Here is a 12873-nt window from a genome sequence, read left to right as displayed (position 1 = left end):
CCGTCAGCTCACCGGTCTAGTCCAGAGACCGACCAGCCGCTTGACATCGGCGGGCGATGCGCCCGCCTTACGCTGGACGGCAAGGCCGGTATCACCAAGACTCTTCGACAGCTTTCGTCCGTCTGGGCCGAGGATCAGGCGATGGTGAAAATAGGCCGGCTGCGGCAGCCCAAGCAGTTGCTGAAGCAGCCGCTGCACGCTGGTCGCGGAATAAAGGTCCTGGCCGCGCACGACATGGCTGACGCCCTGCAGCGCGTCGTCCATGGTGACGGCGAGATGATAGCTGGTCGGGATTTCGCGGCGCGCCACGACCACGTCGCCCCAATCCTGCGGATGGGCTTCGACACGACGCGTCGCGGAGAGCGTCTCGTCCGTGTATTCGGCCCATGACAGGTCCTTGCCGGCGCGCGCTATTGCAGCATCGACGTCCAGCCGCCAGGCAAATGGCACATTTTCGGCGATGCGCCGCTTGCGTTCGCTCGCCGTCAACGCCTTGTCGGCGGCGGGATAGAGCGGCACGCCGTCCGGGTCGCGGGGCCAGTCGCGGCCGCGCTTCTCGCTGTCGGCGATAAAGGCGCGGATCTCACTCCTGCTCATGAAGGCCGGATAGACAAGCTCTTCCTTGATCAGCCGCTCGAGCATCGCCCGATATTCGGCAAAATGCTCGGACTGGCGGCGCACCGGTTCCTCCCAGCCAAGCCCCAGCCATTTCAGGTCGCGAAAAATGCCTGCCTCGAATTCCGGCGTGCAGCGCGTCGTGTCGATATCCTCGATGCGCAGCAGCAGGCGTCCGCCCGTGGCCTTTACCATTTTCTGGTTGAGCAGGCCCGAATAGGCATGGCCGAGATGCAGTTCGCCGTTCGGGCTCGGCGCGAAGCGGAATGTCAGCAGTGTCATTGTCCGGCGGCAATCGGGTTGTGCGGCGCTTTCGCCAATTGCTACTTTGCGCCGGCAGCGTCGCGCGTCCAGAGGGACGCGTGACGAAGCGTGCGGCACTTTTGATTTTGGAACAAGCAGACATGCAACGCATCGCCAACCTTGACGACATTGTAGAAGGCCTGGACGCGCTGTGCCTGCTTGATCCGCGCCTGGACAAGGTGCGCGGCATGGCCGGCGAAGTGCCGCTCAGGTTGTCGGAGTCGGGGTTCAGAAGCCTTGCTTCGATCGTCGTTTCACAACAAGTGTCCCGCGCGAGCGCTGACGCCATCTTCGGCCGGCTGACGAAACTGCTCGACCCGCTGACGCCGCAGGCGATTCTTGCCGCCGATGAGGCGATCTTTCGCAACGCTGGACTGTCGCGGCCCAAGCAGCGCGGCCTGATTGCCGTCGCCCAGGCGGTGGCCGACGGGCTCGACCTCGATCACCTCTGCCGGCTCGATGCAAGCGAGGCTATCGCCGCCATGACCAGGGTGCCGGGCATCGGCCCGTGGACGGCTGAAGTCTACCTTTTGTTTGCCGCCGGACACCCAGATATCTTTCCGGCGCGCGACGTTGCGTTGCAGAGCGCGGTCGGCCATGCGCTCGGCATCGACCCGCGTCCGCCGGAGAAAATGCTGATCCGGCTTGCCGAATCATGGAGCCCGTGGCGCGGTGTCGCATCGCGGCTTTTCTGGGCTTATTATCGCGAATTGAAGGGCAGGGATGCCGCGCCTCCGGCCTGAATCCGCAAAAAAGCATTGAAATCATGCGTTTTTGAGACCCGGCATGATCGACAATCCGCTTCACATCCCTGTCATGTCGGGCTTACAGTATCCGCGTCGACCGGTTCTAGGGTGAAGGAGGTCAACGACGTGACGGTTGCCGTATCTCCGGATGGGCTTCCAGCGCTGGTGCTGAATGCGGATTACCGTCCGCTCAGCTATTACCCCCTGTCGCTCTGGTCCTGGCAGGATGCCATCAAAGCGGTGTTCCTCGAGAGGGTGAACATCGTCGCCGAATACGAACACGCCGTCTCGTCACCGACCTTTTCGATGAAGCTGCCGAGCGTCGTCAGCCTGAAGGCTTATGTGAAGCCGTCGAGGCATCCGGCGTTTACCCGTTTCAACGTCTTCCTGCGCGACCGTTTCCAGTGCCAATATTGCGGCACGCCGGACGATCTGACGTTCGACCATGTCATTCCTCGCCATCGCGGCGGCGCCACGACCTGGGAGAATGTCGTCGCTGCCTGCTCGCCCTGCAATCTGAGGAAGGGCGGCATGATGCCGGCCCACGCCAAGATGTGGCCGCTGCAGAAGCCCTACCAGCCGACGGTGCATGATTTGCATAATAACGGCCGGCTGTTCCCGCCCAACCATCTGCACGAAAGCTGGATGGATTATCTGTACTGGGATGTCGAACTCGAACCTTGAGATCATCCGATAATTCGGGAGGCAGGCCGTCTGAAGCGATTTTCTGCGCTTCCGGTGCTCACGTACTTTAGTACGCTCCGCTGCGGTTCTCGAAAATCACTTCATACGACTCAGCCTGCCGAATTCTTGGATGATCTCGCGCCGCGCTAGACTAATCTCGGGCAAATGCTCCGCGGAAGGCGACTGCGGCGAGGACGAAGCTGGCGATGGCGTTCCAGCCAGCCAAGGACAGGCCGAGGATGCGGAGCGCCGCCTTGTCGCAGGAGGGCGGGACGAATTTGTCGAGCGCGTCGAGCACGCCCTTGCCGCCGGTGTCCACCGGCCCGGCGGCTGCGGTGCAATCGGTCGGGCCCGGCCACCACGCCCATTCGACGCCGGAGTGATAAACGCCGAGATAGACGCCGTAGAGCATCAGCAGGCCGCCAATGGCCAGCAGGCCACGGCTTATCCAGGCTGGCGCCTGAAGAGCCGACGCAAGCACCGCCAGCAGCATCAAGGGCACGCCGACGTAGTAAGGGGTGCGCTGCTCGAGGCAGAGCTTGCAGGGGATGTAGCCGCCGAGATACTGGAAGGCCAGCGCCGAGCCGACCGTGGCGGCCATGGCGACAGCGAGAAACAGGGCGGTGCGCAGCCGCTGGCGTCCGGTATCGGGATTCACGGTCGCTGTCATCGGACTCAGTCCATTCGGTTCGATGCCGTTCAGACGGCGTATTTGACGACGATATAGAGCAAAATCAGGGCAGCGGCGGCGGCGCCCGCAATTTGGCCAAGGCGCTTTTCGATGAAGTGGCGGATCGGCTCGCCATAGCGGCGCAAGAGCCACGCGAGAAACAGGAAGCGGGCTCCGCGGGCAACAATTGCCAGCACGATGAAAAGCAGCAAAGGAACGCCGATGACGCCGGACAGGATCGTCACGACCTTGATCGGCGGCAGATGGGCGAGGCCGGAGGTGACCAGCATCAGGATGATGAAGCCGACACCCGACGAGACCCGCATCGCCTCGAACTCGTCATATTTGCCATAAAATTCGAGGATCGGCCGCGCCACCGCATCATAGGCATAATGGCCGATGAACCAGCCGGCGATGCCTCCCAGCACCGAGGCGACGGTGGCAACCAGCGCATAACGGTAAGCGCGATCCGGTCGCGACAGCGCCATCGGCAGATAGAGGACGTCGGCCGGCACCAGGAACACCGAGCTCTCGACGAAGGCGATGAAGGCCAGCCACCATTCGGCGGATTTGCTCGCCGCCAGCGACAAGGTCCAGTCGTAAAGTCCGCGAAGCATCGGCACTCCTAATGCACGCCCAAACCAGTAGCGGTCTTGGGATCACGACATGTACAAACAAGACTTGGAAGCGCCCCCGCATCAACCTCGTCGGACAAGGTGCTTCAATGACATGCGCCGCCTGTCTAGAAAGATTTTCCGCGCTGCACAATGGCAGCTGCTTCACGAAATCGAAAGGCTGAGGCTTGAGCGAGACCGGATCTCGGGAATTGGCCGTTGACGAACAGGCCTCCAACCGTATAGTCCGCGCCCATCCAGGCCGCCCGGCCTGAGCCCCTATGGCGGAATTGGTAGACGCGCTCGACTCAAAATCGAGTTCCGCAAGGAGTGCTGGTTCGATCCCGGCTAGGGGCACCATTTCCCATCCGTCGAGAGAGCTCGGTTTGGTCGTTATCCCAGGAGCCTCCTGGGATAACTGAGGCCCCGAGCGCTTTCGACAACCCAGACTGTAACGGAGGTCGCTATCACATCGGCCCCGGCACCATCTTGGTCGGCTGCTCCGGCATCGGGAACGCATAATTGTCGCATTTCACGTCCGGGTTCGTCGGGCTGAACATTCCGAGCGGGTTGTCCTTGAACAGCCAGGCGTGAAGGTCGTAGTGGTGGAACTCCTTCGGGATGAGCGGATAATGCCCCTCCATCGGCCCCTGGAATGTCTGTCCGAAAAGCTTCGGCGGCTCCTTGGTGTCGGGCGTCAAGGGCACGAGCCATTCCGCGCCGACCAGGCGCAATTCGTTACCGACCGGCTCATAGATCAGCACATTGGGGCGCGTCGGATCCGCAGTCGGGCCGACAGTCGTGACGTTGACGAAATGGATGCCCATCGCGCCCTTCGGGTAGTCCATCGCTCCCTCTACCTTTTCGCCGCTGTAGAAGACGCATCCAACCGTCGATAGATAAAGCTCGCGAATGGCAACCTTGTAGTCTTCATACCTGGACAGCGATTTACGCAGGGCATCGATCTCGGCCTTGTCGGGTTCGGCGGCCCGAGGAGTGGCGGCGTTCAGACACGCGCCAACGAGACCTGCCAAGGCGAGGATACCGAGACGCCTGAGGTGAGTTGTTTTCGTCATGCATTCCTCCCAGATTTTTTTGTTCTGGCCGTGCAGGACCGAGGCGGCAGTGATGCTGGACGCGCGGCCGAAATTGATCGCCTCATCCCGGTTGGGACTGCGTCGATGCTAATCCTTTCCGCCGATCGGGAGAATTAACCCTGACGACCTAGGCCCAAGCGGGCCGATGGTGCGGAGACGGACGGCCGGGTCCCACTTTGGACCCGATGCACTAGCGCCGCCGCAGCAGGCTCCTCATCCGGTTGCGCAGCAGGCGCGCCATGTTGCGGGTTTCGCGGTAAAGGTGAAGCTGCGACGCCGCCTGGCGGGCGGGGCGGTCGGCGTCCGGCGTCAGCCCGATCACCAGCGTGCCCATCGGCTTGCGTTCAGACCACAGCCGGCTCATCACCGGATGGTCGGGCACCGCGCAGGAATCGGTCATCATGATGTTGGGGTCGTCGAGATGCTGCCTGGTCACCTCGATCATCAGCAGCGTGCCCGGCGAATAGGCAGCGAGCGTCTCGTCATAGGCGGTCTTCCAGGTGTAGGCGACGCCGGCCTCGACGAAGACGACCAGGCAGGCGATGGTGCGGCCGTCGAGCGTCAGCGAATGGATGCGGCAGAGATCCTGCTCGGCCAGCCGGTGCACCGCTTCGCGGGCGAAGGCGGCGCGGTAGCGGTCGATCGCCATGGCGGTGCGCTCGCGGCCTTTCCAGCCGGCAGCCTCCAGCGTCAGGAAATTTTCGATGGCGTGGCGGATCTCGTCCGGCCCGCGCGCCACGACATGCTCCAGCCGGCCGAGGTCGGCGAGGCGGCGCTTCAGGCGGCGGAACTCGCGATAATGGTGTGCGCGCAGCGAAGCTTTCAGATACTCCTCGCCGTCGAGCTCGCTTTCGAGCACCGGGCGCTCGGCCTTGCCGGTGGTGACCAGCGTCAGGCCGCGCGTTTCGGCGACGCTGGCGAGCAGGCTCGCAACCGGGCCGTCCAGCCTTATGTCGGGCAGCACGAAGACCTTCGGCAGTTTGAGATGCGGCCTCGACAGCATCGAGAAGAAATCCTCGATCACGCCGATCGGATCGTCGCGGTCGATCAGCGGCGTGCCGATCGGGCCGAACGGGCTCGACCAGGTGCGCATCACGGGAACCCCGAGCGGCACCATCGGCCGCTCGACCGAGAACGGCACCAGCAGGCGCAGCCGGTTGCGATACTGGTCGCCGTCGCGGATGACCGCCAGCCGCACCTCGCGGTCCTCGAGCCTCGGCATGGCCGGCGCCAGGAAGCGCGGATTGAAGAAGACGTTGGGATCGATCGTGCGGGTGCAGAGATAGTCGAGCTCCTCGACCAGGTCGAAGCCGGCGGAGGCCGGATAGATGGCAAGCTTGCGCTCGGGCCGGTTGTTGGCGAGGATCTCGACATGGGCGGGGTCGGCTTCGCGGGCAAGCCCGGCAAGGCCGGACACCATGGCGCCGGCCGGGCCGCCGCTGGTTTCCTCGAGCAAGGGGACGGCAGCCATCAGGCGGCTCCTTTGGCGGGCACGAAAATGGCCATGGCGATGCCGAGCTTGCGCCAGACCGTGAAGGACAGCGCGCCGGCCTCGAAGATCATGGCGAAGACGGTGGCCATCGCCGCGCCCCACAGGCCGAAGAGCGGGATCAGCACGACGCTGAGCGCGATGTTGAAGGCCAACGTCATGGCATAGACGGCGGCGCAGATGTTCTGGTTGCCGCTCATGGTGAGCAGGCTTTCGCAAGGGCCGACGGCGGCCCGCGCGACGACGCCGAACACCAGCAGGAACAGCAGCGGATAGCCGGCGGAAAATTCCGGGCCGAACAGGGTCAGCATCGGCTCGCCCAGCGCCAGCACCAGCAGCGCCATCGCCAGCGACGGCCAGAACGTCCACGACACGGTTTCGCGGGCGAAGGCGGCGAGCTTGTGCGGCTCGCCATGGGTGAACTGGGCATAGCGCTGGGCAACGCCGGCCTTGACGGCGAAATAGACGAAATGCACCAGCGCCAGCGTCTTGACGGTGGCGAAATAGACAGCGACGTCGTTGGGATCGAGATAGGCGCCGACCATCAGCACGTCGGCATTGGTGAGCAGGAAGAAGAAGCTCTCGACCAGGAAGATCGGCAGCGAGACGATGAACCATTGGCCGAAATGCAGCTTCATCGGCCCGGCCGGGATCCTTTTGTCCATCCGCGAGGTGACGCCGATGAGCTGGCCGAGCGTGGTGGCATAGGTGGCGGCGATGGCGGCGAAGATCGCCGTTTTGGCGTCGGGCGCGTAGCCCGCCAGCAGCATCAGCGCCATGAACGCCAGGATCAGCAGCGGCCGCACCAGAAAGGTCGGCGACAGCGCGAACAGCGCCCAGGAATTGGCCCGCGCCAGCCCTTGCAGAAGGTCGGACATGGCGATCATCGGCAGGCAGATGATGCCGAGGATGAACGGCACGACATAATAGTTTTCGATGAAGGCCGACAGCAGCCAGACGCCGAGCGCGCCGAGGCCGGCGATCACGGTGGAGGCAATCAGCACGAACAGCCGGCTGGCCTGCACGATGCCGCGCAATTCTGCCATCATGCCGCGCTCGCGATATTCGGGGATGAAGCGGATGATCGAGGTGTGGAAACCGAGGCAGGCGAGATTGCCGACGATGACCATCGTCACCCAGACGAGGACGAAAATGCCGTATTCGAACGAGCCCATCCAGCGCGCCATCAGGACCTGGCTGACGAAGGCGATGACGGCGCTGACGATGCGGACCGAAAAGGCGATCAGCGACATGCGGCCGGCCTCGCCGCGCGCGCCGGCGGTGAACAGCACGGCATCGATCAGGCCAAGCAGCGGCCTGATGCGCAGCGCAAGGCGCTGCGGCAAGAACCGCCCGGCTGTCGTCGCCGCGGAAAAGCGCACCCCGATCACACTCCGTTTTCCGCCTCTTTTCTGGCTATGCGTGTAGCGAAAACACATTAAGAAACGGTTGGGTGGGCCTCCTTCGCCCCGTCTCTATACGGGGAGAAGGTGCCGGCAGGCGGATGAGGGGCGGGTGCGCGGCTTCATATTCATCATTCGCGCAGCCCTTCACCCTGCTCGGTAGTGTCTCAGTTTGAAATACGCGGAAACGCCTATCTAGTTTGCCCCATATGCGAAAACGCCTATATGCTTAGCGGAATGCATGGCAGCAACAATGGTCTACACTGTCATCTGGTATGGAAGGCATGGCATCGTCGACAAGGTGATCTTCGACGAGGAGAAGACCGCGAAAGATCATGCAACCTCCATGTTCCAAACCCGAAAGGGTGACGATGGAATCGTGTCCGTTGAAGTTCGTAAGGACAACGGCGCTGTCGTCTTTAGCCATGCGGAGAACTAGGAATCCCAACCGGACCTAAAGGCCAGAAGCGCCCCGCCGACATTATCGGCAATGCCGTTCGCGTCATGCGCATTGCCACTGGCGAGGAAGCCGACGACGTGATTGACGACGGCAAAGACCTGCCGCGAAAGCGCTGGGCGCGAAAGGCGGCAAGAAGCGGGCCGAGATTATGAGGCCAGAGCGTCGGGCTGAGATCGCCAAACATAGCCGCCAGTGAAAACCTGATCGCAGCATCTGCCGAAATAGGCTTTTGCAAGAATCTCTATCCCAGAAGAGGGATGCGTGGAATTCAACCAGCTAGGTGACCTCGAACGCTGTGCCCTGCGTCCCGGCAACGTCCACAGTGCCGACAGCAGGAAGGATGTTCTGGCACCACTTACCAGCTCACAAAGAAGCTCATCAAGATCGGTGCCGAGGTTATCAGCCATGGGCGTTATGTCGCCTTCCAGATGCGGAGGTCGCTATCCCGAGGCAACTCTTCACCGACATCCTGCGGCTGATCGCGGAACTCCGGCCATCGCCCCATCCATCACCGGCGTGACCGGCCCGGTTGTCATGCGTTCCAGCAAAACCAGGGGAGAACTATGCCTTGAAGAAAGCGAAATCGATATCCTCGGCCAGCAGCGGGCAGACATCACGGCTTTGGCGGATCACCAACGCCATTTTTGCCGGGGTCTGGTCTTGCTACTGGTGCCAGTTTCGCAAACCTCAGTCTCAACAGACTGGTAATCCGGTGGATGCCTGATTACCTGAATCTGGGAGGGGCGAAGTGTTAGGCGAGCCCATTACCGTTCTGATGGTCAATGAGTATCCTGACTACATTGATGCACAAGTATGGGCTGCTGAGCTGAAAACCCGTGTGCCGCAGCTGGAATTCAGGCTTTGGCCAGACGCCGGGAACAAAAGTGACATAGATATTGTGCTGATCGACAAGGGCGCCAGTCCTGGCTTTTTTGATGCCATGACGGGGCTAAGCGCCGTCGTCTATTTGGGAGCCGGTGTCGAGGGTATTGATCTTCAGAGCTTTCCCAAGAGTGTTCCGCTCATCAGGCTCGCAACGCGTGAGCAGGCTTCGGAAGTGGTGCAGTACATCGTCCTTCGCGTTCTCTGCCAGCAACGGCATGTTGCGGATTACATGAGTCTACAAGCCCGCAAGTTGTGGAATCCGATCGCGCCGCGGAAGATCTCCGAGACAAGAATTGTTGTGCTGGGTGCGGGCCGGATCGGTGGCTGGGCCGCAAAGCTGTTTGCGGACTTTGGCTACGACACAGCAGTCTGGTCTCGTCATCAAAAGACGCTTCCTGGTATACACAGCTACTTTGGCCGTGCCCAGCTTGCGGACGCACTCACAAATCGCGACTACGTTATCTGTTCACTTCCCCTGACTGGTGACACTCGTGGGATACTGAACTCGAGTGCCTTTGGAAAAATGAAGCGAGGTGCCTACCTTGTGAATGTCGGCAGGGGCGCGCATGTCAACGAAGCCGACCTGATCCGCGCTCTCGACGAAGGTCAGCTTTCTGGTGCTTGTCTTGACGTGTTTGAGCGTGAACCGCTGGAGGCTTCATCGCCGTTGTGGACTCATCCCAAGGTGACCGTCACACCTCATGTCGCGAGCTTCTGGGTGGATTCTGGAATCGATCAGGCCGCCGATCTCTGCGGTCAAGTCGCAAGAGGAGAGCCTCTGTCCAACAAGATCGACCTCGAACGGGGTTATTGAATCGAAGTAGTGTCTTTACCCACTTTAGCAGGTTCCGATCTTCATGAAGCGCGGACATCAGCGCGTGCGTCACCCGGCTATTAGATTTCAAACTGAAACACCACCGACGGTCGAGATACAGAAAATTCGAAATGCGTATTTTGGTATCGGCGGGACAGCGCCCCCTGTGGCCTGCCGGCCATCTCCCCCTCAAGTGGGGAGATCGACTAGTCGCCAACGCCTCTGCCGCCCCTTATCCGCCCTATGGGCACCTTCTCCCCGTATGACGGAGAAGGGAGGTGGGTGCTTACGCAAACGCCCCATGACAATGCTTGTACTTCTTGCCCGACCCGCACGGGCAGGCCTCGTTGCGGCCGACCTTGCCCCAGGTCGCCGGGTTCTTCGGGTCGCGGTCTTCGGGGGCGACGATGGCGTTGCTTTCCTGGCGGACCAGCACGGCCGTCTCGCCGCCGTCGAAATCGTCTTCGCCGGTGCTGCCGTCGATGTGGCTGCCGAACATGTCAGGGGCTTCGGGCGGCGGCGCGTCGGCCGCCTGGCGGACCAGTTCGACGCGCATCAATTGCGCGGTGACGGCCTGGCGCAGATTGCCCAGCATGGCCTGGAACAGCTCGAACGCTTCGCCCTTGTACTCCTGCAGCGGATCGCGCTGGGCATAGCCGCGGAAGCCGACGACCGAGCGCAGATGGTCGAGATTGACGATGTGCTCGCGCCATAGATGGTCGAGCGTCTGCAGCACCACGGAGCGCTCGACATAGGACATCACGTCGGGGCCGAAACGCTCGGCGCGCTCCTTGGCGGCGGCCTCGGCGGCCTGGCTGATGCGCTCGCGGATGTCGTCCTCGGCAATGCCTTCTTCCTTGACCCAGTCCTCGACCGGCAGATCGAGATTGAGGAATTCGGCGATTTCGGCCTTGAGGCCGGCTACGTTCCACTGCTCGGCATAGGCGTTTTCGGGAATGTTCTTGGCGACGATCTCCTCGATGACGCCTTCGCGCATCTCGGTGATGGTCTCGGACAGGCCCTCGCCGTCCATCAGCTCGATGCGCTGCTCGAACACCACCTTGCGCTGGTCGTTGGAGACGTCGTCATATTTCAACAGGTTCTTGCGGATATCGAAGTTGCGCGCCTCGACCTTCTTCTGCGCCTTTTCCAGCGCCTTGTTGATCCAGGGATGGATGATCGCCTCGTCTTCCTTGAGGCCGAGCTTCTGCAGCATGCCGTCCATGCGCTCGGAACCGAAGATGCGCATCAGATCGTCCTGCAGCGACAGGAAGAATTTCGAGCGGCCGGGGTCGCCCTGGCGGCCCGAGCGGCCGCGCAACTGATTGTCGATGCGGCGCGATTCATGGCGCTCGGTGGCCAGCACGTAGAGGCCGCCGGCGGCGAGCGCCTTTTCCTTCAGCCGGGCGATGTCGTCGCGGATTTCCTTTTCCCGGGCCTCCCGCTCGGGGCCGGCCGGCATGTCGCCAAGCTCCTCGGCGATGCGCATGTCGGCATTGCCGCCGAGCTGAATGTCGGTACCGCGGCCGGCCATGTTGGTGGCGATGGTGATGGCGCCGGGCTTGCCCGCCTGGGCGACGATCGCCGCCTCGCGCTCGTGGTGGCGGGCGTTCAGCACCTCGAAATCCTTGAAACCTTCCTTGCGCAGGCGTTCGGCCAGTTGCTCGGACTTCTCGATGGAAGTCGTGCCGACCAGCGTCGGCTGGCCCTTGGCGCGGGCTTCCTTGATCTCCTTGACGATCGCCTTGTATTTCTCCTCGACCGTCCGGTAGACCTCGTCGTCCTCGTCAATGCGGATGACCGGCAGGTTGGTCGGGATCTCGGTGACGTCGAGATTGTAGATGTTGGCGAATTCCTCGGCCTCGGTCAGCGCCGTGCCGGTCATGCCGGCGAGCTTCTTGTAGAGGCGGAAATAGTTCTGGAAGGTGACCGAGGCGAGCGTCTGGTTCTCCGGCTGGATCGCCACATGCTCCTTGGCTTCGAGCGCCTGGTGCAGGCCCTCCGAATAGCGCCGGCCGGGCATCATGCGGCCGGTGAACTCGTCGATGATGACGATCTCGCCGTTGCGGACGATGTAGTCCTTGTCTCGCTGGAACAGCCGGTGCGCCTTCAGCGCGTTGTTGACGTGGTGGACGATGGCGACGTTCTCGACATCGTAGAGCGACTCGCCCTTGAGCAGGCCGGCATCGCGCAGCATGTTCTCCAGCTTCTCGGTGCCTTCCTCGGTGAAGATCGAGGTCTTCTGCTTCTCGTCGATCTCGTAGTCCTGCGGCTGCAGCTGGATGATGAAGGTGTCGATGGTGTTGTACATTTCCGAACGGTCCTCGAGCGGACCGGAAATGATCAGCGGCGTGCGGGCTTCGTCGACCAGGATGGAATCGACCTCGTCGACGATGGCGTAGCTGTGACCACGCTGCACCATCTGGGCGCGCTCGTATTTCATGTTGTCGCGCAGATAGTCGAAGCCGAGCTCGTTGTTTGTGGCGTAGGTGACGTCGGCGGCGTAGGCGACGCGGCGCTCCTCGTCGGACAGGCCATGGACGATGACGCCGACCTTAAGGCCGAGGAATTTGTAGACGCGGCCCATCCATTCGGAGTCGCGCGTGGCCAGGTAATCGTTGACGGTGACGACATGGACGCCATTGCCGGCGAGCGCGTTGAGGTAGACCGGCAGCGTCGCCACCAGCGTCTTGCCTTCGCCGGTGCGCATCTCGGCAATGCCGCCATTGTGCAGCACCATGCCGCCGATCAGCTGCACGTCGAACGGGCGCATGCCGAGCACGCGGCGGGCGGCCTCGCGCACAGTGGCGAAGGCCGGCACCAGGAGGTCGTCCAGGCTGGCGCCGTTGGCGATGTCCTGGCGGAATTTGTCAGTGCGGGCCTGAAGCTCGGCGTCGGAGAGCGCCCGCATCTCGTTTTCCATGGCATTGATCGCCTCGACGCGCGGCCGGGTCGATTTGACCCGACGATCGTTGGAGGAGCCGAAAACCTTACGGGCGAGACCGCCGAGACTGACCATCCAATGGCCCTTTCGATAGCATTCCAAGTCATTGCGACGGGCGCCGGCCGGCCCCATCAAATCCGCGTGAACGC

The 12873-nt window shown here is 62.3% G+C and carries 11 protein-coding genes, 1 tRNA gene and 1 pseudogene; 6 read left to right on the top strand and 7 right to left on the bottom strand.

What is annotated here, in order from left to right; genetic code table 11:
* Nucleotides 1-3: 3 nt before the first annotated feature.
* Complete coding sequence (gluQRS, locus tag NKI95_RS03140; protein WP_352714144.1) at nucleotides 4-897, bottom strand: tRNA glutamyl-Q(34) synthetase GluQRS; 894 nt, start codon at nucleotides 895-897, stop codon at nucleotides 4-6.
* A 122-nt stretch (nucleotides 898-1019) separates the two neighbouring features.
* Here gluQRS and NKI95_RS03135 point away from each other — a divergent pair, with 122 nt between their 5' ends.
* Together NKI95_RS03135 and NKI95_RS03130 are read left to right on the top strand one after the other, a co-directional pair.
* The gene (locus NKI95_RS03135) at nucleotides 1020-1661 is read left to right on the top strand and encodes a DNA-3-methyladenine glycosylase family protein (RefSeq protein WP_352714142.1); all 642 of its coding nucleotides are present in this window, start codon (nucleotides 1020-1022) and stop codon (nucleotides 1659-1661) included.
* Nucleotides 1662-1790: 129 nt separating this feature from the next.
* Entirely contained in the window at nucleotides 1791-2348 is a 558-nt protein-coding gene (locus NKI95_RS03130) for an HNH endonuclease (RefSeq protein ID WP_023677956.1), read from the top strand.
* 151 nt (nucleotides 2349-2499) lie between these two features.
* Here NKI95_RS03130 and NKI95_RS03125 read toward each other — a convergent pair whose 3' ends face one another.
* Together NKI95_RS03125 and NKI95_RS03120 are read right to left on the bottom strand one after the other, a co-directional pair.
* On the bottom strand, nucleotides 2500-3018 hold the full coding sequence (locus tag NKI95_RS03125; RefSeq protein WP_352714140.1) for a disulfide bond formation protein B: 519 nt from the start codon (nucleotides 3016-3018) through the stop codon (nucleotides 2500-2502).
* 29 nt (nucleotides 3019-3047) lie between these two features.
* On the bottom strand, nucleotides 3048-3635 hold the full coding sequence (locus tag NKI95_RS03120) for a YqaA family protein (protein WP_023677958.1): 588 nt from the start codon (nucleotides 3633-3635) through the stop codon (nucleotides 3048-3050).
* Between the two features lie 272 nt (nucleotides 3636-3907).
* Here NKI95_RS03120 and NKI95_RS03115 point away from each other — a divergent pair.
* Nucleotides 3908-3992 (top strand) — tRNA-Leu (locus NKI95_RS03115).
* A gap of 107 nt (nucleotides 3993-4099) precedes the next feature.
* Here NKI95_RS03115 and NKI95_RS03110 read toward each other — a convergent pair.
* From NKI95_RS03110 to NKI95_RS03100, 3 genes are all read right to left on the bottom strand, one after another.
* Nucleotides 4100-4708 (bottom strand): hypothetical protein, encoded by a 609-nt coding sequence (locus tag NKI95_RS03110; RefSeq protein ID WP_352714139.1) that lies wholly within the window; start codon nucleotides 4706-4708, stop codon nucleotides 4100-4102.
* 211 nt (nucleotides 4709-4919) lie between these two features.
* A complete protein-coding gene (locus NKI95_RS03105) occupies nucleotides 4920-6200 on the bottom strand; it encodes a GNAT family N-acetyltransferase (RefSeq protein ID WP_352714137.1) in 1281 nt (426 codons plus the stop codon).
* Nucleotides 6200-7600, bottom strand: coding sequence for a lipopolysaccharide biosynthesis protein (locus NKI95_RS03100; protein WP_352714576.1), 1401 nt, complete (start codon nucleotides 7598-7600; stop codon nucleotides 6200-6202). Before NKI95_RS03100 ends, NKI95_RS03105 begins: the two co-directional genes overlap by 1 nt.
* A 262-nt stretch (nucleotides 7601-7862) precedes the next feature.
* On the opposite strand from NKI95_RS03100, the gene NKI95_RS03095 reads away from it, so the two are divergent.
* From NKI95_RS03095 to NKI95_RS03085, 3 genes and pseudogenes are all read left to right on the top strand, one after another.
* Nucleotides 7863-8060 carry a hypothetical protein gene (locus NKI95_RS03095; protein ID WP_352714136.1) on the top strand — a complete coding sequence of 66 codons (198 nt, stop codon included), beginning with the start codon at nucleotides 7863-7865 and terminating at the stop codon, nucleotides 8058-8060.
* Between the two features lie 383 nt (nucleotides 8061-8443).
* A pseudogene (locus tag NKI95_RS03090) lies at nucleotides 8444-8601 on the top strand (IS1380-like element ISCARN79 family transposase); the annotation flags it as partial.
* Between the two features lie 228 nt (nucleotides 8602-8829).
* A complete protein-coding gene (locus NKI95_RS03085; protein WP_352714133.1) occupies nucleotides 8830-9780 on the top strand; it encodes a 2-hydroxyacid dehydrogenase in 951 nt (316 codons plus the stop codon).
* 286 nt (nucleotides 9781-10066) lie between these two features.
* Here NKI95_RS03085 and secA read toward each other — a convergent pair whose 3' ends face one another.
* A complete protein-coding gene (gene secA, locus NKI95_RS03080; RefSeq protein ID WP_352714131.1) occupies nucleotides 10067-12799 on the bottom strand; it encodes a preprotein translocase subunit SecA in 2733 nt (910 codons plus the stop codon).
* Between the last annotated feature and the right edge of the window lie 74 nt (nucleotides 12800-12873).

The sequence above is a fragment of the Mesorhizobium sp. M0306 genome, assembly GCF_040321655.1.
GTDB lineage: Bacteria > Pseudomonadota > Alphaproteobacteria > Rhizobiales > Rhizobiaceae > Mesorhizobium.
The sequence above is the reverse complement of the archived record's forward strand: the minus strand, read 5'-3'. Positions and strand labels throughout refer to the sequence as shown.